Origin of the sequence: Agaribacterium sp. ZY112 (genome assembly GCF_041346925.1) — a bacterium.
Taxonomy (GTDB): domain Bacteria; phylum Pseudomonadota; class Gammaproteobacteria; order Pseudomonadales; family Cellvibrionaceae; genus Agaribacterium.
In genome coordinates, this window is sequence record NZ_CP166840.1 from 2595403 (window position 1) to 2617978 (window position 22576).

The window sequence follows — 22576 nt, forward strand, 5'->3', positions numbered from 1 at the left end:
GAGAGCAGGTAAGTAGCACTTTGTAGTGCTGGTAGTTTTTTGTTTTTATTTGTTGGTATTCTTGTCATACGTTTTTTGTTTTTTTTATTACTTTTAGTATCTTCGGACTTATTGGCCGTAGATTGGTATTACAACAAGGAGTTTGGTAATCAAGTATTCCCTTCGTTAAATGGCTTATGTGATTCCAGTGCAGAGCGTCGTGCAGGCCTTTCTGATGACGGGAGTTCGTGTGACTGTACCTCGATACATCCTGAGACAAGATACTATGTTTTTACTTGCTATCGTGATGATGGGGAGTGGCAGAGTACGAATGGGTATGTTTCTGGTCTTTTAACAGAGCCTGTATGCCCTCTTGGTTATACGTCTAATGGTGTGGGTTCGGGTACCTGCTCGGCTACATGTTTCGTTGGGCAAGCATGGGATCCGTCTACGGCAAGTTGTTCATTTACTCAGGCACAAAATACAGCGTGTACAACTAGCGTAAACCCAATAGATTTTATTGAGGGTGATAAGTATCGTGATGAGCCTTTAATAGGTGTGGGCAATGTATTTCCTATTGAGCTAACGATGCATTATAGGAGTCATACAGGGCTTGAGTTATTGGGTAATAAATACCAACTTGGACGAGGGCATGTTGGTCTAGGTGTTGGTCGAACCTATGTTGCTGATACGGTCCCTGCTTTTGACCAAGCGCAAATGGCTTATGCTTTAACTTATAGGGCTCCTAACCAGTCTTTTTTGCATAGGCCACATAAGACCGCTGGAACAACAGAGTATGCCTACACTGAGCGCTATGCTTTTAGTTCACGCTACGCTTATAGCTATTGGAGGCATAATTATGCCAGTTGGTTGGTGATTAGTGGTGGAGCTATTTATTGGCATCGTGGTGATTTAAAAAAAATTGTGTTTACACATCTGAATTCGAGCTCGCAGGTTTATCCTTGGTTAAGCATCCAGGCGGAAGATGATAAGTGGCGTATTACCGATAGGCGTGAAGATAAACAGTATCTTTTTAATCGACTAGGTGAATTAGAGCGAGTGATTGATTCTAATTCGGGAAGATTTCATGAGCTGGTTTATGAGGGGGATTTTGGGGCTTTAAGTGAAATACGGCATAGCGATGGTGGAAGCATTGAGCTCAGTTATGAGCACTACATTACTAACCCTTCTGGTCTGGCGCCAAGTTCAGCTTGGACGAAATCATCATTTTTAGTGAAGGTTCAAGATAATACTGGTAAGGCGGTTGACCTTGAGTGGGGTGCTAAGGTTCTTGGTTTTAACCAAGGGTATTATGTGTTGGATTTAATAAGCCACCCTTATGTTGGTAAGCGTGCAGGACATCGTGAATTCTCCTACCAGAACAGTGATTACAAAACCTTGTTGACGGAAATTTATGATCAAAAAGACATAAACGAATCATCTCGTTCGCTTTATGCTCGTTTTACTTATGATGATCAAGGACGTGCGGTTGGTAGCGAACTTGCTGGTGATGTTGATAGGGTAGTTCTGCATCAGCTTGGCAAGCTCGTGGTTGCCTGAGGTACCAAAGAAATAGACCGTATCAGCGGGAACTTGGCTAAGTAGGGCATCATTACCAGGCTGGTTTTGAAATGGGTTAAGGTACCAAGTGGCACCTGCGGCAATAACTACAGTACCAACTGCGGCGCCAATCCGTGAGAACATGGTAAGTCCTTTATAAGTAACTGAATTAATAGGTCATTTTGTGGCAGTGGCGGGGTATTGGCAAGCTGCTTTGGGGGACGTGTTTCCTTGTTTGGTTTTGTTGCTAGTGAAAATACTTTTAAGAATTGACTTTAAAAAACTAAATAAATCAAATTTGTGTGAATATGCTTTTTTTGGCGCTTGACACTTTGAGTTGGAAGTGGTTTTTGTAGTTGCATTGTCGGGGTTAGTAAGTTAAAAGGGGCGGTTAATTGGTTATTTACTGATTTTTTTATATCTGTATGATTTGTCTTCTAGTTCTAATTGATGGATGTTATTAGCGTGGGAAGCGCACCATTCTATCTATAGTCTTCTATCGACGCTTCTAAATAGTTTCAATAATTATTTAATATTGTCTAGATATGTTCTCTTATCTGAGGGTTTTACTCTTCTTTGGGGCGGGGAGAGTAGCCAGTTTTCTTTATAGTAAGGAGTATCTATGTTTGGTTGTTATTATAAAAAGGTCGTTACAGGAGTTGTCTTGGTTGCATTTTCTATGTTTCCACCTTCTTCTTATGCATATGATTTTGTAATACAGTGGAGTTTTCCTGGTAAATATTCGACTGCTTATCAAGCGTGTCAGTCTTTTTTTAGTTGGTACCAAAGCTACTATTCAAGTCCAGATGATAAATTATCGAATTTCAAAGTAACTTATCAGTCAGATAGTAACTATATATGTAGTTATGATTTAGAGCGTCCGCATGGAGACTTTAAGGGAAGCGTTAGTGTTACTCGTGAGGGGGAGTCTTGTCCGTATGGATTTGTTTTTGATAAGCAGACATCCATGTGTGTTAAATATCCCTCTCAATGTCCTCAAGTGTCGAATCCAATTGAGGTGAGTACTGGCCGAAAAACTGAAGATTTTGTAGATATTCAACTACAAGGATTAAGGTTGTTGCGTAGTTATCGACAGTATGGGGGAGAGGGTGTTTGGTCTTTTGGTTTTGATGAATCTCTAATACAGTTAAAACAAGGGGGAGCAGTATTAACACTAGATGACACCGAGGTTTATGTTTATTCAAAGGGGGGGGGAAGAATTTCCCTATAGAGAAGTTGCTCCTGGTTGTTTTTCAGTAGTTGGAGGTATTTGCTCAAGTATTAATCAAGAGGAGGGAGAACTCTTTTTTAAAACGGGGAAAATAACAAAGGTATTTGATGTAGAGGCTGGTTATCTAAAGCGAATAGTAGAGGATGGGGTCGCTGCTAATGTAGTTATTAGTAGGTCTGGTAAACAAATGGAAATAAAAAAAGGGGAGCTGTCAATCCTGTTGCTTCGTGATGATTTTGGGCGCGTAATTTCCGCTTTATCGAGTGATATTTCCATAAATTATGAGTGGGCCAGTAATGGCACGTTGACTAAACTTTCTAGGGAAGATAGTTCATATGAAATTTATAAGTATGTATCTGAAGATTCTTCGCTGTTATCAGAACGTTGGTTGAATGGTGTTCCTTACGCATTCTGGGAATATGATCAATTAGGACGTGTTGTGCTTAGTTATCATGCTCTAAATACTGACCGTGAAACGATGATGTATTCTGGCAATGTTGTTACTCATACCAACTCATTAGGAAAAAAAACAAAATACGAATTCTCTAATATAAACGGCGCTTTGCGTTTGTCAAAGGTTGAGGGAATAGCAACAGATAGTTGTGTTGGTGGGAGTCGATCATATACATACGATGCTAATGGTTTTGTAGATGAGCTTACTAATTTTTCAGGCGAAATCACTGACTATGATTATGATTTGAACGGTTTAGAGGTTAAAAGGGTCGAGACTAAAGGTAGCCCCGAAGAGCGAATCATTTCTACAGAATGGGATCAAACTTCTTATCTCCCTCTCAGAATAGTAGAGTCAAATCGAGTTATTAGTTTTAGTTATGATGATTCAGGCCGCCTTTTGAATAGAACAGAATTGGCTCGTTAAAAGTTTTTTGAATTGAGCTATTTTCTATAAAAAATTAACATGGTGAAAATTAGATGGACTTTATTAGGGGTGACGATTATGTCTAAACAAATGCACTTTATTTATGGTGCTGTTCTGGCCGTTACTGGTGTGTCACATGGAGCTTGGGCGAATCAGACAACGACGAGTTATACTTACAATGATGCGGGTCAAGTAACCTCTGTTGATGGTCCTCGTGTTGATGTGAATGATGTTAGTACTTTTGAATACAATGATAATTACTTGTTAACCAAAGCTACTAATGCGCTTGGGCACGAGGTGCAGATTCAAGAGTACGATGCTTATGGAAACCCTAGTGTAGTTGTTGATGAAAATGGCGTTACAACTCGCTATGGTTACCATATAAGAGGTTGGTTAGAAAGCACACATATTGAATCGTCACCACAAACTGTGTCTGAAAGCCGAGTGTACGACGGTGTTGGTAATTTAGTGCAAGTGACTACAGCTACTTCTGGGGTTTTTACTTTGGAGTACGATGCAGCTAACCGTTTAACCGCTGTTGTAAACTCATTAAATGAACGAATGGAATATAGCCTTGATGCTGCAGGTAATGTGTTGAGCGTTAAGGTGTATGCTGCTGATGGCTCGCTTGTTATGCAGGAGCTGAATAAATATGACGAATTAAGCCGCCTAATGGAGGCTCAAGGTAATGATGGGCAGAGTAGCAGCTATAAGTACGATGCTAATGACAACCTTATTGAATCCTACGATTCTTTTGCTAACTTAAATACAAATAATTACGATGCGTTAAATCGAATTGAGCAAAGCATTGATAGAGCGGGCAACCCTATTTCATTGTCTTACAACAGTTCTGATCAAATTACCTCCGTTACGGATCAGCGAGGTAATGTAACAAGCTATGAATACGATTACCTAGGTAACTTAATTAAGCTAAGCAGCCCTGATACAGGGGTTTCGGATTATGTCTATGATGATGCAAGTAATCTCATTAATCAGTCTGATGCTAATGGTGTTCAAGTTAGCTATAGCTACGATGCTCTGAATAGATTAACGGGTATTAACTATGCCAATGCACCGAGCTTAAATATTAACTATCGTTATGACGACTTTGAAGCGGGTTCTAATTTTGGCCGAGGAAAATTGGCTGAGGTAAATGATGGTAGTGGTTATACCCGTTATCGTTATGATGCTCTTGGACAAGTTACAAACCGAGATTACCAAATAAATGGTAATCCGTTCAGCATTTCTAATACCTATTCTCCTGCAGGTCTTCTTGAGAGTACACGTTATCCAAGTGGGCGCTTAGTTCGTTATGAGTATGATGAACTTGGGCGAGTGCAGGCTTTATACACTCAGGCAGAAGGCGGCAGTGAACAGGGCATTGTTGCACAAATTCAATATTTACCCTTTGGTCCTGTAAGTAGCTGGACCTATGGCAATGGTGTTGTTCACTCAGCTAACTATGATTTGGATTATCGTCTTACTGCTTTGGCAGCCTCGGGGTCGTTGAATGTATTGGACCTTGAGTACGGTTACGATACAAATAACAATATTACAGAGTTAGATAACAATGAGCGTATACAAACCTCGCAACGTTTTGACTATACGGTTCTTGATCAAGTTAAAAGCGCGAGTGGAGCCTATGGGGACGTAGATTATATCTATGACCAAGTTGGTAATCGCTTAAGTCGTAGTATTACTAAAGATTCAACCGATACTGAAAATTATGTGTATGCAGCTGATTCTAATCGCTTGCAGAAGGTGAATACCGAAGGTGGCTCTAGAGATTTATTTTACGATGCCAATGGTAATTTAATAGATGATCTATCGCAGCAAGTGATGAGCTGGGTTTATGGTGTGGATAATCGCCCAGAATCGGTCAGTATTGAAGGGCAGGAAATACACTACAGGCATAATTATTTGGGGCAGCGTGTATTAAAATCACAGGGTTCTAGTGTTCGTTATTTTCACTATAACAGCCAAGGGCAACTAATCGCAGTTAGTGATGAAACGGGCACCTTTGTTGAAGAGTATATTTATCTGAATGATCAGCTGGTCGCGTATTTAACTGAGGCGCAAGAGCCTGTGCTTCCATTACTTCCTGCTAGTACCTCTGTTGTTGGAGGGCGTTCATTAGTTGGTGATGACGTTACCTTAACTCTACCGTTAGATACAATACCGTCTCCTTCAAGCGTTCAGTGGTCATCTTCTATTGATGGTTTTCTTGGTGAAGGTTCTCCGTTGATAATCTCAAATCTATCTGTTGGTGCTCATCAGATTCAGGCTCAAGTGCAAGACAGCAATCAACAATATCAGACGGTTGTTTTAGATATTTACATCTACGCTGAAGATGTTTTATTGCAAACAAGTTTTGATGATGCAAGTGCGCTGGATTCGTGGGCGATTGTCGATATTGGTGATAATCAAGGCCCTTCAGTTTGGGCGGTTGAAAATGAAGAGCTGGTTCAGAGCTCCAATATCTTTAAGTGGCATGATGCGGAGGCGGGTAGTTATATATATTATGAACCAGGTAGCGAATGGACAAATTACACTGCGAGTGTGAGCTTACGCTCTTCTGATAATGATGGCTTGGGCTTATCTTTTAGAGCGCAAAATAAAGATAATTATTATCGATTTTTTATGGATCATGAGCGTACTCTACGTAAGTTGATACGAGTACAAAATGGTGAAAAAACCATCTTGCATTCTGACACAATTAAATATGTGATTGATCAAGACTATGACCTAAAAATCAGCGCGATCGGAGATCAGATCGAAATAAAAATAGATGGTGAACGCTGGTATAAAGGTACCGATGACGCTTTATCTCAAGGTACGGTATCACTCTTTGTCTGGGGTGCGCAGAATGCTTACTTTGATGACCTCAAAGTGGTGAATGCCAATATAGAAAATACTTTACCGGTGATGTCCATTGGAGATCACAGTACAAATATTACCTTAGGTGAAACAGCACATTTTGCAGCGACAGCCAGTGATGCTGAAGACGGGGATCTCAGCTCGCGTATTCGTTGGGCTTCAAGCGTTGACGGTGATTTAGGTAATGGTACCGCTCTTCAGGTGGCCGACTTAAGTTCTGGTTTGCATACGATTACGGCAAGTATTGTGGATAGTCGTTTTGGTAAAGCGGAAACAGAGCTGTTTATCAGAGTTAATGCCGCATCTAATATGAGCTTGTTGCAAGAAGGTTTTGATATGGCTGAGTCATTAGAGTCATGGTCGATTGTTGATTTGGGGGTAACAGGTGGCCCATCAGTTTGGACCGTAGAGGCTGGTGAGCTAGTTCAAAACTCCAATATTCATGATCTCAGTAATATGGAAAACGGCAGCTTTATCTATTACAAGACTGGCCTAGCTTGGATGGATTATCGTGCGAGTGTGACCTTGCGCTCAAGTGATGACGACGGTTTAGGTTTGTCGTTTAGATTGCAAGATCAGCATAATTATTATCGTTTTGTAATGGATGCTCAGCGCTCTTACAGAAAGCTGATAAAAATGGTGGATGGTGTAGTGACGACACTGCACTCCGACACGGTGAATTATGTTATTGATCAGGAATACGCACTTGAAGTCAGCGCAATTGGTAATGTTATTGAGGTTCACCTTGATGGTGAACTTTGGTATAGCGGAGTTGATGACAGCTTGAATCATGGAACTGTCGCGCCATATATTTGGGCCGAGCAAAAAGCGTATTTTGATAATCTTGAAGTTAATACACAGGGGAATTAATGATGAATAAATATATGTTGTTAATACTGTCTGTGTTTTTCTCTGCGTCATTATGTGCTGAAAGCAAATTGTTGTTTGTACACAGTGATCACTTAGGTACGCCACAAGTACTGACCGATGAAAACCAAACGGTAGTTTGGCAGGTAGAAAGTCAAACACCATTTGGTGAGGTTGATATAAATGAGGATCCCGATGGTGATGGTCAGTTAGTTGAATTAAATACTCGTTTTCCTGGGCAGTACTTTGATGAGGAAACGGGGATGAATTATAACTACTATCGGACTTATGACCCGAGTTTGGGTAGGTATATTCAGAGTGATCCGATTGGTATCTTACGTGACTATAGTGATCCAGCATTAAAAGTTGCTATTCAGGTTGGGGTTGTCGAGGAAACTGGTTTTGCAAACGAGTCTCTAAATCATTTGTATGGTTATGTAGGGCAAAACCCAGTAGGTTGGTATGATCCATATGGCTTGGCAAAGAAAGGTGGAGGGGGGAAAGGAGAGCGAGGCTTTACAGGTAAAGCATCTGGGTCTAAGAATCCTTTCAAACATTATAAACCACACCCGACAGATCCAAATAAGGTCATTTATAAGCACCCTCAGACAGGTAAAAATATTATTAAACCAAAGCCCGCTGGCTTTCCAGGTCCTAAGGTACCTTGGGCTGTCCCAATTATTATATGGGACATAATACAAAATCAGTGTATCTACGGTGGACCTATGGCAAATAACCCTTTCGCATGTCCTCAGCCCCAGGGGCCTCAATGTTAATTGATGCTGGAGTGTTTTTATGAAAGATTTAGATCACTTATTCTCTCTGGCTTGCGAAGACTGGGATCGTGGCCTTTTAAAAGAGGCCTATAGTAAGTTTAAGTTGGGAGCAGAGAAGGGGCACCCAAGCTCACAAAATAATCTGGGTGTGTTTTACGAGTGTGGCTATTATGTTGAATCAAATTATGAATTAGCTATATTTTGGTATAGTAAGGCGGCATCTGGGGACGAAATTGCGTCATTATCAAATTTGGGTGATCTTTTTTTGAAAATGGGCAGGGTCGAAGATGCGATTACGTGGTATGTAAAATCCTCCTCTTTTGACGATGGTGATGCACTCTATGAGCTCGCAAAGATATACCTTCTTGATGGGTTTTCTGGAAAGGATGAGAAGCGCGCTATTTCGTACCTTCAAGAGGCCTTGAAAAGCAATAGTATTACTCCAAATTCGCTTGATAATGCAAAACACACTCTTGATGCGCTAATTTCCAATCATAAATAAAGAATGAATTGGTTTTTATTGAAAAAATAATAAGGACACCCACTTAGTTGTCCCTATTTTATAATCTGGTCTAGATAAAAACTCTACTGTACTATATAGAATAATCGATAATTTAGAGAAGCAATCATGTGGAGAAATATTTGTAAAGCGGTGTGGGTTTTAGCTATTACTAGCACTAAGTGTTTTTCTTACACGGTTAATGATCCGTCACCGTCATATACTATCTACTATGAATGGTACAACAGTAGAGAAGAGGCAGTGCAAAGATGTAAAACATTTGTGCCCGGTGTGGAGCCTGTATGCTTTGGGCCAGCAAATGTTGTGCAGGCTGGATGGGTACAATCTCCAGATGTGGATACGCATGATGCGCATTTTTTAATGGCTGCGCACCCCATGTTTTATTTGTCGGGTGCCCAATCCTACTTTCCAACATGCCCTGTTGCGGGAAACCCAATCAATTTGAATTCTGGTTATAAGGTTCAAGAAGAACTTGATTTTTCGAGTCAAACATTCCAGTTTTCGAGGTTTTATAGTTCCTCAAGCGATTACCCAGGTAGAGCAATTGGTCTAAATTGGAGGCATTCTTTTGATTACAGTCTCGATGGGATAGTTCCTTTACATCAAGCTGAAAGTGTTAGGCTGTTGAGCGGCGGTACTCTTTCAACTGCTCCGCCAGTGAATGAAAGGTATAATAGTCCCGAGGAAGCGTGTAATTTGGGGTGGTTGTTTCATACACGTTGGGAGTATCTGGGGGGGAGTTTGGCGGTTGGAACATCCTCTCGTTTAATTGGGGATAGACAGTGTGAAATTTTGAAAAGTGGGGACGTTGTCGCAAGGTTTTTAATTAAATCAGATTTTGGTATTTCTGTAGCTTCGTTGCCAAGCAGCGAGCGTGAAAGTATAAAAACAGTTACGGTTCCCAATGGGAATACCTATGTTTTCATTTGGGATGATGATGTTTACGAGCCTCAATCTGGGCAGCCTGTTGTCTTAAAAAAAAATGAGCATGGTTGGATGTTTATTGATGAGGAAAACAATATTGTTCAGTTTCAGGATGGTTTGATTTCATCGGTTTTATATAGTGGCGGCACAAAATATAGTATTAAGAGGGATTCTCTAGGTTATATCGAAGCTATTGAAAGGAATGGCGAAGATGTTTTGATTTTTGAATATAACGATAAATATTTAATAGAAAAAATAAAATCCTCGGATAAGGAAATTTTTTATACCTATGATGATTTAAGTAATCTATCGACGGTAAGTAATGGGGAGGACGGTGTTCGCTATCTATACGAGGATACACGCTTTCCCAGCGCGCTCACGGCACGAGCTACACTCGCTGGTAAAAAACGTTCAAGCTGGATTTATGATGCGAAGGGAAGGGCCGTTTCATCCTATCTTGGTGATGGACAACAGCGAGTGGATATTGAATATGCAGACTTTGACGACGCAATAAATCCAAAAGTAAATGTAACGAATTCGCTGGGTAAGACAACGGTTTATCATTACACGACAGGTTTATTGTCTAGACGTATTGAGTCAATAGTAGGGCAGGAAACGAGTAATTGCTTAGAGTCGAATACAAGTTACAAATATACTGAAAATGGTAGGTTATCAAAAGTAACAGATAGTCGAGGATACGTAACAACTTACTTATACAATGAAAGAGGGCTTCAAGTTAAAAAAATACAGGCTGTCGGAACGACAGAGGAAAATATAATAGAAACTGAGTGGCATCCAACCTTAAACCTACCTGAAAAAGTCACAACAGATACGTCGATAAGCACTTACAAATATGATTCAAAAGGTCGAATGCTTAGCAATAGCGTTGAGCCTACAGATCAAGGGGGTAGAGATCTTGAATAACAAAACTAGGGCTAGGTTGAACCTTCCATAGCTTAAAGAGTCCCGGTGCGGGTCTCACATTTCATATGGTTGGGCGGCAATTACTTTCGCCTGGTTTTGTTTGTTTCTCAAGAAGGTAGTGTTTTAAAAATTGCAGGGTGAAATAGCCTATATGTCTTTTGGTAGTAATGGTTGGCATTTCTATCTAAAAATAGTGAAGTTGATTTTTGATATTACGATTTAGTGTAACGTTTCTTTATTAGGTGAGCTTGTGAGTACCCTATATATTATTTTCTTTAGCCCAAAACTAATCTTACATGCAATGCTCGATTGGTTCTGAAGCGGCGAATAATTTAGTGCTTGTAATTTATGGTCAACCATTCTTTCTTTTGTTTTTGTGAGTCAAGGGCGCGTAGCGCTTCGAAGGAGCTTGCCCTTGATTCGCGGAAATAAAACTGGAGGGCTTAAATCAAGAGCTCGCAGCATAGTCCCCGTCTGAGCGGGCAGTGTCTGGTTGATCGCGTGTAGGCTGGTGCATGTTGTTGATGTTTGTGTTTTCGCTATAGAAATTTGCGAGTGTTCTATTTTTATCTTTTTAAGTATACCTTTGCATAGAAAGTAAGTGCTTTAGTCTTGAGGCTAGATGGGCCACCTTTTAATGTATCTGTTTTTTCTGTGTCAAGTGCCTGTTCTAAAACTTAGGTCGTCGAAGTAATGCGCTTAGAAGCCTTGTAGAATAATTCGGTCTTGAATAGGTTATTGGTTTCGTTGTTGTAAAGCCATGGTAATACCTATGTGGCGGATACCATTCCTGTTATAACCCAAGAGCAAGCTATTTTAGGCTATGTACCTACCGGAACCTAACCCGATAATGCACACACCTTCACTTAACTATGTGGAGGTGCTAAATGGCCAGACGCAAACATTACAATTTCTACGATGATGATTTTAAGGCAACCGCAGTTGCTTTAACCGAGATTCCCGGAGTGCTAGATAAAGACGTTACTGAAGCGCTCGATATTCATGAGGTTATGCTTTACCTTTGGCGTATGAAAATGCGCCGAGGCCAACTCATGCCTAAGAAAAAAGATATTCAGATCGATCCAGAGCTTAAAGCGGAACTAAAGCGCTTGCGTAAGCTAGAGCGTGAACACAATCTCCTTCAGGAGGAGCACACTCTTTTAAAAAAAGCCATCCAGCACTCTTTGCAACAAAAAGGGAAATCTTCGAGTTCATCGAACTGAATCGTGATAAGCACTCTATATCACTGATGTGCCGCCTTTATGATGTCAGTCGAGATGGATTCAATTCTTGGCGACGGCGCGGTCCGAGCCTTCGTGAACAAGAAGATGCTGAACACCTCGCCCTGATAACTAATATTTTCCATCGCCATGACGGTTGTTACGGAAGCCCCAAAATTACACGCGAGATGCGTAAACTTGATGTACGCATTGGGCAAAAGCTAAGCTGCTCTCATTAATAACTAATCCGAAGGGCTTCTCGTTTAGCTTACCTTTATAGACGTTTGTGGCAAAGTAGCACACTCTCAGCTATGACCCACAAGGCTGGAGGTTTGAAATGTTAGTCAAATATTCTTGAGTAAGGTCATTTATCTTACATAACGCTTACAGACAGTCTCGAATGCAGTGCGCTAGATAGAGAGCTCGAGAAAATTGATAGCTTGAAGGCATCAATATAGGTGTTGTTAACTTTGATGTAGTTGATGGTATGGATGCTGCTAGAGCGTTTTGGATGTGCTGGGGTAATGAGCGTCCACGTGTGGAAAAACGCTCTTATCTATCGTTAATCGGTCTAAATAGTCCGTGACTAAATTAGCTTAATGAGCATGTCTCTAAATGTAGTTGTTGGTATTTCCATCGCTCTACACTCTGTTCTGATACCTCGATATGTGCCGCCTCTCGGTTCTGGGGGTTAAATAGGTGTGTCCAGTCTGATTTTTACGTACGCTTAGCGTAATAAATGATGCCCATTACCCGCGTTTTTAGTCCCTTAATATCATCATCAGGGTTATATGCAGCCTGAGAGGTATTCATGAACCTTTGGTCTGGGTTGTGCAATAACACTATGATTCTAAGTTATCAGTAGTTGTTTATGTGGGGTGCTAAGGCAAGCTGTTCGTTAGAACTAGGGGGGAGGCGGGTGTTTAGGTATTTGAACTTGCATGTGGATGGTGCCACTTGAATGGTAATGTTTTGTTGTTACTTTTCTATAAGGTGCCTTTATTACGTTACTATTTGTAGGGGGTAGTGGTGCACATAGGCTCTTATTTCTTAATCTAGTGTATTTAGGTTAGTGATTCTGGGTGTAGCCTTTTTGCGTTACCTTTTGCATCTGTTCCCATTTTGGGTTACTGTTGGATTATGTGTCGTCTTTTGGTTACTATAGTCGAGATGTTAATAGTGTGTAAAAGGGCCTGATCATGCATGAGTTAAAGCAAGAAGAGCAGAATAAGCCTATCGCCGTCTTAAGCGGGGATGTTATTGGTTCTAGTGAGTTGTCACATGAGGCTTATGAGGAGCTGCTATACACATTAAATACACAACTAACCTTTATTCGTAGCCTTCACCCAAATAATAAATTTGAAATAAGTAGAGGCGATGCATTTCAGGTTTTAGTTGATGATGCTGAAAATGCAGCTAAATATGCACTGCTTATTAGAACCAGTTTACTATCAACCAGTAGTCGTTATGATTGCAGAATCAGTGTTGCTATTGGTCACGATGTGTCGATTCGGCATACTGTCGCTAGTTCGACTGGTGATGCGTTTACCTTGTCGGGTAGGGCGCTGGATAATATGAGTTCAGATGCCTTAAAAGTGACAACACTGTCACCGCCATTTAATGACTGTTTTGCTCTGCTCACAAGCTATGTAGATCATCATGTATCAGAGATGACAGAGCGGCAGAGTGCAATCACATACATTATGTTAAAAAACCAGAAGCCCATAACTCAAAAAGAAATTGCGCAGCAATTAGGGGCTAATAGGGTGTCTATCAACCGCTCTATCAACACTGCAAAATTAAATTTTATAACTGAATACACTCAGTTATTCTCACTGAAAGTAAGAGAGTTTTTCTTGTGAGCGCATTCTTAATACTACTGTTATCTCTACTTATATTACACGTTATTACTGATTTTTATCTGCAGCCTATTGAATGGGTTAAGGATAAAAACACTCGGCATGAGAGATCACTTAAGTTGCTCTATCACGCTATAATGCAAGCTTCATTTGCCTGTGTTCCTATTCTGTTTTTCACGGCCAGCTGGCGCTCGGTGATATGTACGTGGTTTGTCGTTGGTGTTTCACATTGGCTGATTGACCTTTGGAAGACCTATGCAAAAAAACAGCTAAGGTATTTTGTTGTTGATCAGGCCTTGCACGTTTTTATTTTAATCGTTGTTGCTTTACATGCAGCGCAGTTACAGTGGTCCTTTGCTGGCTTGGGGGCGGTGGTTTTTACAAAAAACAATCTAATCATTGCGCTTAGTTACATTCTTATTTTTAAGCCTACTTCCATTCTTATTGGTTCTATCTTGACTAAATATACTCCTGAAGAAAACGAGAGTACTAAAGGCTTAATTTCTGGAGGGGAGGTAATAGGCTACTTGGAGAGAACACTGATATTAACCTTCACCATTACAGGCCAGTTTACGGTGATAGGCTTTGTATTAGCGGCTAAGTCTATATTCCGTTTTGGGGATTTAAATAACACAAAAAACCATAAGCTTACGGAGTATGTGCTACTCGGCTCCTTACTATCGGTAACTATTACCTCCGTTATTGGCTTGGCTGTTAGAAACAGTATTTAATAAAAATAGCCAGAAGCTGAACTTGTTGGAATCACGGCAGCTTCTAATGTTTTAATACTAAGACGTACCCTGAACTACGGGCACGTCTAGCGATAAAGATTACTGACAGCGCACGTTCATGGCAGAGCCGCTGCCTTTGCCTACAAAACCAAAGTCTTTATATTCGCCTGGCTGAATTTGACGATTCCAGCTAAGGTTTGTTGCTACATAGGGAGCAGTGCCTGATAGGTTTGCATTCCAGCTTGAAGCAACACTAGAACCATCTTCATATTCCCAAGAAACTTGCCAGCCATTAATGGTGGTTGAGGTAGTATTACTGATTTGTATTCTACCTTGGAAGCCGCCGGGCCATGAGTTGATCACGGTATGGCTGCACGTTAAGGCTCCTGGTTCTGGGCTAGGGGTGACGACAGGACTAGGTGTGACGACAGGACTAGGAGTTACAGTCGGGCTAGGTGTGACGACAGGGCTAGGAGTTACAATCGGTGTAGGTATCGACGAAGGAGTTGGGCTTGGTGAAGGCGAATTAGTGTCGTATACAGACGCTAATTTAGACGTCGCTTTAATACCGTTAACGCCATTGATAATACGCTCGCCCCAGCTGCTTAAATTGTTTTTATCAAAGCCATGTACCATATCTAGGTTGGTGCAACAGCCACCATTACCAGACCAAGACCAAGCTAAGTAGCCTGTGCCGTAGAGTTCAGAGACGGCAAGAATGGAGTCTTCATCAACGGGTGAACCATTGTGATCACCGCCAAACTCACCAACGATAATGGGTAGGTTGTGTTTGGTTTGAAAGTTCGAAATATAGTTATCGATTTTGTCGTAATTCTGATAAACCTCGTACATGTGAACACTAAAAAAAGTATTCGCAAGTGAGTCAGCTTCGGCAACAATGCTGGCGTTATCAAGCATAATTTCTTGCCAATCTTGCCCCCAGTTGGCGGCATCAATAAGTAGGGTGTGGCTTAGGCCTGCATTCCGTAGTGTGCTAATGGCTGATTTATGGCCATCGACCCATGCGCTTGGTGCTTGGTTGTTGCCAAAAGGTTCGTTGGCAATATTAATAATGACGTAATCTTCTTCGCCAATTAAAGCGTCTTTAATATCTACCCAATATTGGGCTGCTTTTTCTAAGGTTCCAGCCTCGTGTTTTTCTCCAGAGCCTGTCACGTCGTGAACTTCTAAGACACACACTAATTTATTGGCCTTACACAGTGAAATAACATTAGCGACATCGCTTGCGCTATTACGCGACCATTGCTGGCCATCACTTAAAACAACACGCACGGTATTTGAGCCCGTGGCGGCGATATCTGCAAAGGATGAGGTTTTATGTGTATACCAAGCATGAGGGTGGTTAACACCCCGCATAATAAAGTTTTGGCCGTTGGCATCGAGTAACTGAGTACCTGAAACCGTAAAGCCTGCATGGGCTTGGTTTAAAAAAAGAACTTGAAGCGCCAAGCCAAAAGCGAGCACTGGCCAATTAACTACCTTGTTTTTCATAATGACACCATATTGTGAAGAGTTGTTTATTAGCACCTATGCGGAGTGATTATTATGTTCGCGAAAGATGCAATTTGAGGGCTTAGTTTTCAGAGTGCGAGCCTTATAAATCGCTCGTTCTTTGGGCACAGATACGCTGAGAATCAGTGCTTGAAACAGTAGAGCGATGAGGGCCTATCTTCTTGTAAAGAAGCACTCAGATTTACTCTTGCTAGTAGTGATGGCGACCACCTATATTGGTGCTCTTTATATTTTTAAAATTGCAGTGTTACAATAAAGAGGCTGGAAAGTTGGGTCAATATAAGTGCGTATAACTTTTCTTAAAGTATGCGCTGTGTCTAAAAAAAGGGTGAAACGCCAACAGATTTTCATGTGCCTGCTGGTGTGCCTAGCTAAAGCTATAGCGCAGAAGCTTACAGTAAGGAAGGCGGAGGAACGCACTTGTTCGTTGCAACTTTTTGTAAGGGGCTTTTATAGTGTCTGAGCCCTTAAAGTCATAGCTGAGGCTAATCTAAGCCAGCCAATCTTCTGGCACGAAGTCTAATATCTTCTGCGTGAGCCAAACCTTTTTTAAACTTTGACTCTGCAGTGGTGATTTCAGTTTCGTCGCCGTTTGCTAAGAGAATCGCTTCAGATAAGATCTTATAAATGTCGTTGATATGATTGTCGTACGAATCTTCAATGGCGTTTTCTAAACCCATAAGCAGTTACTTGTGTTGATTTATGCCAATATTACAGCGTAGTTTTTTTGGGTTTCCAATGAAGCTTGCTTGCAGCCCACTACTATTTACTTCTATTAGTTATCTTTCTGCATTAAATTAATATCACCAAGCTCTACACTTATTGAAAGTGATAAAATCATTTCTGTACTTAAAATGATATCTGATATGGGGATAGGGACTTGCTCTTTAATGCCGCCTTGTTCGATATCCATTAATACCTCTTCGGTGGCAACATTGCCCGGGTTGATAACGGTGAAACCAATTCCTTCGGCCTTAAGAGCTTTACGTAAACTTTGAATGGCACCTCGTAAACCAAACTTACTGGCAGCGTAAGCGACCTGTATAGATGCTATGTGATCTAGTCCCGACAGAGCGCCAAGATAAATAGCCCTTGGGTTTGTAGCTGCTGAAAGGTTTTTGCTAATAGCTTTTGTAAGCTCTATAGGGGCAACTAGATTAGCAAGCATTATGTTATAGGTTTCTGTATAGCTGGTTTTTCGGAAGTCGAAGGTGTCAGTAAAACCTTCGTCTTCCCAAATTCCGCAAGAGAATATTAGAGCATCAATGGTCTTATTAGCTATTTTCTTAGCGACATCTTGTATGCCTTCAGCGGTGCTTATGTCGGCCTTTATCCATTCACAATGCGACGATTCAGATCTAGATACCCCAATAACCTTATCTCCAGACTGGGAAAAGTACCTTGCTAACTCAGCCCCGATTCCACGGCTAGAACCAACAATTAATATCGATTTCATTTTTCAATAAGCTCCGTGTTAGTTTCTTCCTCTTTTTCCTTCCTTCTATATGCAAATCGACCGAATATTAAAATACAAGCCGTAAAGCCTATAAAATAATATCGGTCGATAGTTAACTGATTATTCTTACAGCTGAATAAGCATAATTGTTAAGCAGGGGTAATATACACTTGCATCATAATGCTGCCCTGATTATCAGTCAGCCCAGCGCCGTATTGCCCTAGTAAATCGTCATTAATACATAGCTCTAGTTCGCCAGAAAGCCCCGCTGGTAGGGTGGTTCCATCTCCAATTAAAAAGGCATCACCGCCATTGACTCTACCAACTAACGCGCCTTCGTTTGCGCCCGGTAAGGTGTAACCAGGCTGAGCTGGTGTTTCGAGAGGGGTTCCCGTTGGGCCATACAAAGCACCGCCGTTTTCATTGGGGTTATCTGTCCACTCACCACTGATATAGAACACCTGTGCAGTAGCTCCTGCAGGAATACTCACTCCGGTTTTTTGCCAAGCGACATCAGCAAAGACGGTTACGGGCCAGCTAGGGTAATCACGATCAAAATTGAAGCTGGCACAATTAAACGTCGCATTTGAGTTGTTATTTAGCATATGAATGACACAATCCATTGCAGAGCGTAGGGCAGGTTCTGTCCATCCTCCTTCTACACCATAGTTTTCCCCTGCGAAATAAAGATCGGAGGCAGAGGAATAACATTGGTTGTAAGACAAATCCAACATGTTATCGGCTTCGTTATGTGCTCGATATAATTTAGAGCAACCGATGTAGGTGGGCTCTTTTATCCATTGAATCGTCACAGGGAAGTTCGAGTCAATGTACTGAGTGATGTCCTGACCAACCGTACTCATGGTGATGTTACGGAGTTCAGCAAGTACAAGCTCGGCTAACCGATCTTCTTCATAAGGTAAGAGCTTGAGTGAGTCGTCCTCCCAAGTGTAACTTGCCAATAAAATGCCTTTGTCGTCAGGTTTGCTATCCCATGCTAAGCCATATAAATCTTGCACAAACGTATCAGTAACAATGATTTGTGGGATTTTGCAATCTGGGTAATTATTTTTATTCCAATATTGCCCGGTTAAAGGGAAGAATAATTTACAACTAGAAATATTATGTTGGGTATGTGAGGTGGTTATTTTGGCATCTGGTAATTGAGTTTCTGAAAACCCAGAAAACTCAATCGACATTTGAGCTGCCCATTGGGTAGACGAAACAACAACTTGATCATACTGTTGCCCATTAGGATATTGTGGTGAGTACACTAGCACACCACCGTTAGGGTTCTTTTCTATTTTGCTTATTGGGCAGCTTACATAAAGCTTACTATCAGCATGTAAGGATTTCTTCGAGTCACCAGGAATATCAGTATAATATAAATACTCGACCAGAGATTGGATGCCCTCATAGATCGGCGGCGCTAGAGGTTTAGAAGAGGAATCATAAACGCTCTCATTAAAAAAGGGCAGGGATGAGGGGCTTGTTAAACCTTCAACGGTTTGTAAGTTGGAATCAAAACCAAAAAAAGTACAACGCAAAAACCACAACGAGCTAATACTATAAAAAGCACCCCAGCTGCCATCACCTGTACCGATGGTATACAATAAACTGGCTTGTTCAGCACTCATGCCAAAGCCGCCGACATTACCATTAAAAGTAAGTGGGTCTTTAATACTTTGGGTTATTTCTTCGACCGACATAGCCTCTGCCAGTACCAAATCGTTGAAGGTCATGGTTTCATAGTGAGCTACCATTTTATTCCAACAGATTAACCAATTCTCATTGTTGTGCGTGTAGTAGGTATGGGCCGGAATTGAGAATTTAGCACCGAACTCATTCACTTTTTTGTTGAGTTCTTGCAAAACAACATTATCTGGTGGGCTTTCTTCGGGCCATGAAATCAAACTTGGCGAGTCTGTTTGAGCACCTTGTGGCCCATAACCTTCATTAATGTAAATGCCGGTATTGCCAGGTGCCGCACCTGGGTTTGGAAATGGCGTCAGTATTGCCTTGTTATCCCCAGCTTCACTATTTAAATAGTATCCCAAAATACTATTGTCATCTTCTGGTTTACTAAAAAAAGGCATGCGCATAGCACCCAGTTCCATACCTGCATGGTCCAAATTATCGGCACCACCACCTTGTGTGTCTAAGGGGTTTTTTGTTGTAAATAAACGCCCGCCGATTCTTCCACTGGCTTCATAGATTGTTACATGATACCCGCAACGCAGCAGCTCTCTTGCCGTTGTCATACCTGCTGCACCAGCCCCTACGATAGCGACTGTAGGAGCGTCTCCATGTACTGTTGCCAGACCATTTGGAGATTCTTGTAAAAGCTTAAAATAATCAAATCTAAAATCAGCAGGGTTAGGAAATTTAGGAATCCAGTTGTCTGGATCACTGGATATGGTTTTCAGGTTGTGGGTAATTCCGGGTTTCATAGCTTTTCCTTAAGTAAATTAATGACTTTATATTCGAATTTTCAGAGCAATATAATGAGTACTACGAATTCTCTCGGATTACTGAGAATGTAAGCTCATACTTAATAAACGATAAAGTTTTTAAAACGGGAAAATCAAAAAAAACAGGCCGATCAGACTAGATCGATGCAACTGTTAACTGAGTATAACAAGCTTGATTTTTTATTAATGCATTAATAAGTGCCAACCATCGATACTTATTCCAATAGTGGTGTAGCAAGCATGAAAGACATTAAAGAATGTAGGGCTATTAATTAAAGGCGTAGATTTAAATGGTTAAAAATAGATGACGACAGCTTAAGTCCTTGATGGTTTAACGCCCATTAAAAAGAAAAGTAATAATCCTTTCAGAGGGGAATATGCCACCTTTTCAGCATGATTATTTTGCCTCTTGGCTTGGGCGTAAGTTGGGCATAATAAAGTACCATTCGAGCATAAGTCGTTGACTCCTAAAGTTATTTCTAAACCTCTGGCCTTTTGATTGAAAATTAAATTTGTAATAAATATGTCGTTAATATGTAAAACCCTGTCACTAGCATGCGCTGCTTTAACACGTTCAGGGTATAAGCTATGTATAGAAAAACCATAATCTCTTTAAGTGTATTTACGTTGCTAACGGCATGTGCCGGCGATGATGGCGAAAAGGGTGAAAACGGCGAAAGTGGTGCGGACGGTACTAATGGCACGAACGGAGCAAGCGCGACTAACGGTCTAAACAGTTTGGTTGACCACGAGCTACTTGCATTTGGTAATAGCGAATGTGCCTTTGGTGGGTTAATGATTCGCTCTGGCTTAGATAACGATACAGATGGTGTTTTGTCCGATAGCGAAGTGACTTCAACAGTCTATGACTGTGACGCCAATACCGTCGGCGTACAGGGCTCTGCTTTACCTTACATGGTATTACGTAACGACATAGAAGATGGTGCAAAGCCAGGTGCATTATTTGAAATCCGTAACGGTGGTTATGGCTCCGACATGGTTAAACACCCCAGCAATGCCAAGCAGTTTTACGCCTTAACTGATCGCGGGCCTAACGCTACCTACACTGGAGCACAAGGCAAAGGTAAAATATTCCCAGTTGCAGATTACACACCGCGTATAGGTCTATTCGAACTTCAAGCCAACGGTGATATAAAGCGTATCGAAGACATACTCTTAAAGCGCCCAGATGGAACGTTAATTACTGGTTTGCCGAATAGCTCTGCATTAGGTGGAACAGGTGAAACGCCATATGCTGTGTTAGAAGATGGCAACATTGAAGTGCTTCGTGAAGATATGGGCTTGCCCTACAATGAAACCACCAACCCAATACAGCTAGATGATTATGGCTTAGACGGTGAAGGTCTAGTGGCCTTATCAGATGGCACCTTTTGGGTAAGCGACGAATACGGCCCACATATGGTTCACTTTGCTGCCGATGGAACGGAGATAGGCCGCATTAATGCCTTTGCAGGCGACGACCGTGTAAGCTTTAACCTACCTGCCGAATTTGCCAACCGCCGAGCCAACCGGGGCATGGAGGGTTTAGCCATAACACCCGATGAAAAAACACTTGTCGGTATTATGCAATCAACCATGTACAACCCTAGTAGCGCAGTAAAGGCCTTAGATATTGTGCGTATTGTTACGATAAATACTGAAACGGGTAGTGTGGCGCAATACTTATATAAGCAAGAAAAAACGCAAAACTCTCAGTCTGGTATTTTTGCCTTAAGTGCAACTGAGTTTGTAGTTATTGAGCGCGACGGTGCTTTCTTTGCTTCAGATGCAAACGCAATGAAACACTTGTATAAGATTGATATTAGTAACGCAACAGATCTAGAAAGCATTGCCGATTCTGGTGTGTGGTTGCAAGACGCTGAGCTTGGCTTAACAAAAGACGGACAAACACTAGAAGAAGTCGTTCTTAACGAAGGCTGGGATGGCTTAAGCAGCATTGCACCTGTAAGCAAAACTTTCTTGGCCGATTTGGTAGCAGAAGTTCAATACCCACACGACAAGCTAGAAGGCATGTGGCTAATAAATGATTCAACCATTGGCGTCATCAATGATGACGATTTTGCAACATGGTCGAGTAGTGGTGTGCTAGAGCAAAAATACCTAGATGCAGGCCAAAGCGTTATAGATGCTAATAAGCTGTATATTATTGAAGATCTGAACCTTTAATAAAAAAACGCTCAATGCTGTAAAGCCCGCACTTGTTATACAGGTGTGGGCTTTTTTATTGGTTTGTAATTTGTGTTGCTGTTGGATAGAGCAGGGGGGGCTAAATAAAGCAGGGTATGGTGAGCATGAGTGGCGTAGAAAACTGGGCCAACTGTTTTTTTACCAACTAGCACTGATGATGCCTAAGTACTAAGCCTATGTAAGCAGATATATAAGGTATCGATTCTTTAAATCGTGAGGCTAGGTAGTCAATTTAAAATTAGTTTCGCAGAGCTCGTCTGAAGCGTGGTCAAACCACCACCAGCTTACTAAGTCGCCTGTGGTTAAGCATTTAAAGGTGAAAACAGAAGCTGCATCATAATGGCTATGGCCAATATGGCTTAGCTCATAAACCTTATCTACTACTATCTCTCCATGAGTAAAATCGGGGTTTGTGTGTAGAGCGATATATTTCCCGCCAATAACGAAAGGGTGGTCTCGCCATGTTGATCCATTCATAGCCATAGTGGTACTTAGCACCTTCAGTAGGTTTCTTTGTCTAGTGAAATTTTATAAGGATTAAGGCGGTTTGGCGTAGTAGGTGG

At 41.3% G+C, this 22576-nt stretch carries 17 protein-coding genes; 12 read left to right on the forward strand and 5 right to left on the reverse strand.

Annotation, left to right across the window (positions count from 1 at the left end):
• Nucleotides 1–39: 39 nt before the first annotated feature.
• The 11 genes from AB1S55_RS11315 to AB1S55_RS11365 all read left to right on the forward strand — a co-directional run bounded on the left by AB1S55_RS11315 (nt 40) and on the right by AB1S55_RS11365 (nt 14345).
• Complete coding sequence (locus AB1S55_RS11315; protein ID WP_370978283.1) at nt 40–1539, forward strand: hypothetical protein; 1500 nt, start codon at nt 40–42, stop codon at nt 1537–1539.
• A gap of 622 nt (nt 1540–2161) precedes the next feature.
• Complete coding sequence (locus AB1S55_RS11320) at nt 2162–2770, forward strand: hypothetical protein (RefSeq protein ID WP_370978285.1); 609 nt, start codon at nt 2162–2164, stop codon at nt 2768–2770.
• The gene (locus AB1S55_RS11325; RefSeq protein ID WP_370978286.1) at nt 2733–3647 is read left to right on the forward strand and encodes a hypothetical protein; all 915 of its coding nucleotides are present in this window, start codon (nt 2733–2735) and stop codon (nt 3645–3647) included. Before AB1S55_RS11320 ends, AB1S55_RS11325 begins: the two co-directional genes overlap by 38 nt.
• Before the next feature lie 78 nt (nt 3648–3725).
• Nucleotides 3726–7394 (forward strand): hypothetical protein, encoded by a 3669-nt coding sequence (locus AB1S55_RS11330; protein WP_370978288.1) that lies wholly within the window; start codon nt 3726–3728, stop codon nt 7392–7394.
• A gap of 14 nt (nt 7395–7408) precedes the next feature.
• On the forward strand, nt 7409–8167 hold the full coding sequence (locus tag AB1S55_RS11335) for an RHS repeat domain-containing protein (protein ID WP_370978289.1): 759 nt from the start codon (nt 7409–7411) through the stop codon (nt 8165–8167).
• A gap of 19 nt (nt 8168–8186) precedes the next feature.
• On the forward strand, nt 8187–8669 hold the full coding sequence (locus tag AB1S55_RS11340) for a tetratricopeptide repeat protein (protein ID WP_370978291.1): 483 nt from the start codon (nt 8187–8189) through the stop codon (nt 8667–8669).
• 126 nt (nt 8670–8795) lie between these two features.
• Entirely contained in the window at nt 8796–10535 is a 1740-nt protein-coding gene (locus tag AB1S55_RS11345) for a DUF6531 domain-containing protein (RefSeq protein ID WP_370978292.1), read from the forward strand.
• Between the two features lie 887 nt (nt 10536–11422).
• On the forward strand, nt 11423–11758 hold the full coding sequence (locus AB1S55_RS11350) for a transposase (RefSeq protein WP_370978293.1): 336 nt from the start codon (nt 11423–11425) through the stop codon (nt 11756–11758).
• A gap of 26 nt (nt 11759–11784) precedes the next feature.
• A complete protein-coding gene (locus AB1S55_RS11355; protein ID WP_370978294.1) occupies nt 11785–11994 on the forward strand; it encodes an IS3 family transposase in 210 nt (69 codons plus the stop codon).
• A 960-nt stretch (nt 11995–12954) separates the two neighbouring features.
• The gene (locus tag AB1S55_RS11360; RefSeq protein ID WP_370978296.1) at nt 12955–13617 is read left to right on the forward strand and encodes a hypothetical protein; all 663 of its coding nucleotides are present in this window, start codon (nt 12955–12957) and stop codon (nt 13615–13617) included.
• Nucleotides 13614–14345 (forward strand): DUF3307 domain-containing protein, encoded by a 732-nt coding sequence (locus tag AB1S55_RS11365; protein ID WP_370978298.1) that lies wholly within the window; start codon nt 13614–13616, stop codon nt 14343–14345. Before AB1S55_RS11360 ends, AB1S55_RS11365 begins: the two co-directional genes overlap by 4 nt.
• A 99-nt stretch (nt 14346–14444) precedes the next feature.
• On the opposite strand, the gene AB1S55_RS11370 is transcribed toward AB1S55_RS11365, so the two are convergent.
• The 4 genes from AB1S55_RS11370 to AB1S55_RS11385 form a co-directional block, all read right to left on the reverse strand.
• Complete coding sequence (locus AB1S55_RS11370; protein WP_370978300.1) at nt 14445–15857, reverse strand: cellulase family glycosylhydrolase; 1413 nt, start codon at nt 15855–15857, stop codon at nt 14445–14447.
• Nucleotides 15858–16363: 506 nt separating this feature from the next.
• Nucleotides 16364–16558, reverse strand: a complete 195-nt coding sequence (locus AB1S55_RS11375; RefSeq protein ID WP_370978301.1) for a hypothetical protein — start codon at nt 16556–16558, stop codon at nt 16364–16366.
• 95 nt (nt 16559–16653) lie between these two features.
• Nucleotides 16654–17334 carry an SDR family NAD(P)-dependent oxidoreductase gene (locus tag AB1S55_RS11380; RefSeq protein WP_370978302.1) on the reverse strand — a complete coding sequence of 227 codons (681 nt, stop codon included), beginning with the start codon at nt 17332–17334 and terminating at the stop codon, nt 16654–16656.
• 149 nt (nt 17335–17483) lie between these two features.
• Nucleotides 17484–19784, reverse strand: coding sequence for a flavin monoamine oxidase family protein (locus AB1S55_RS11385; RefSeq protein WP_370978303.1), 2301 nt, complete (start codon nt 19782–19784; stop codon nt 17484–17486).
• Nucleotides 19785–20393: 609 nt separating this feature from the next.
• On the opposite strand from AB1S55_RS11385, the gene AB1S55_RS11390 reads away from it, so the two are divergent.
• The gene (locus AB1S55_RS11390) at nt 20394–21992 is read left to right on the forward strand and encodes an esterase-like activity of phytase family protein (RefSeq protein ID WP_370978304.1); all 1599 of its coding nucleotides are present in this window, start codon (nt 20394–20396) and stop codon (nt 21990–21992) included.
• 240 nt (nt 21993–22232) lie between these two features.
• On the opposite strand, the gene AB1S55_RS11395 is transcribed toward AB1S55_RS11390, so the two are convergent.
• Nucleotides 22233–22496, reverse strand: a complete 264-nt coding sequence (locus tag AB1S55_RS11395; RefSeq protein WP_370978305.1) for a hypothetical protein — start codon at nt 22494–22496, stop codon at nt 22233–22235.
• Nucleotides 22497–22576 lie beyond the last annotated feature (80 nt).

Coding starts and splice junctions, on each gene's coding strand:
- AB1S55_RS11345 (WP_370978292.1), top strand. CDS start 8,796: ATGTGGAGAAATATTTGTAAAGCGGTGTGGGTTTTAGCTATTACTAGC.
- AB1S55_RS11370 (WP_370978300.1), bottom strand. CDS start 15,857: ATGAAAAACAAGGTAGTTAATTGGCCAGTGCTCGCTTTTGGCTTGGCG.
- AB1S55_RS11330 (WP_370978288.1), top strand. CDS start 3,726: ATGTCTAAACAAATGCACTTTATTTATGGTGCTGTTCTGGCCGTTACT.
- AB1S55_RS11325 (WP_370978286.1), top strand. CDS start 2,733: ATGTTTATTCAAAGGGGGGGGGAAGAATTTCCCTATAGAGAAGTTGCT.
- AB1S55_RS11355 (WP_370978294.1), top strand. CDS start 11,785: ATGTGCCGCCTTTATGATGTCAGTCGAGATGGATTCAATTCTTGGCGA.
- AB1S55_RS11360 (WP_370978296.1), top strand. CDS start 12,955: ATGCATGAGTTAAAGCAAGAAGAGCAGAATAAGCCTATCGCCGTCTTA.
- AB1S55_RS11385 (WP_370978303.1), bottom strand. CDS start 19,784: ATGAAACCCGGAATTACCCACAACCTGAAAACCATATCCAGTGATCCA.
- AB1S55_RS11375 (WP_370978301.1), bottom strand. CDS start 16,558: ATGGGTTTAGAAAACGCCATTGAAGATTCGTACGACAATCATATCAAC.
- AB1S55_RS11350 (WP_370978293.1), top strand. CDS start 11,423: ATGGCCAGACGCAAACATTACAATTTCTACGATGATGATTTTAAGGCA.
- AB1S55_RS11340 (WP_370978291.1), top strand. CDS start 8,187: ATGAAAGATTTAGATCACTTATTCTCTCTGGCTTGCGAAGACTGGGAT.
- AB1S55_RS11390 (WP_370978304.1), top strand. CDS start 20,394: ATGTATAGAAAAACCATAATCTCTTTAAGTGTATTTACGTTGCTAACG.
- AB1S55_RS11335 (WP_370978289.1), top strand. CDS start 7,409: ATGTTGTTAATACTGTCTGTGTTTTTCTCTGCGTCATTATGTGCTGAA.
- AB1S55_RS11320 (WP_370978285.1), top strand. CDS start 2,162: ATGTTTGGTTGTTATTATAAAAAGGTCGTTACAGGAGTTGTCTTGGTT.
- AB1S55_RS11395 (WP_370978305.1), bottom strand. CDS start 22,496: ATGGCTATGAATGGATCAACATGGCGAGACCACCCTTTCGTTATTGGC.
- AB1S55_RS11380 (WP_370978302.1), bottom strand. CDS start 17,334: ATGAAATCGATATTAATTGTTGGTTCTAGCCGTGGAATCGGGGCTGAG.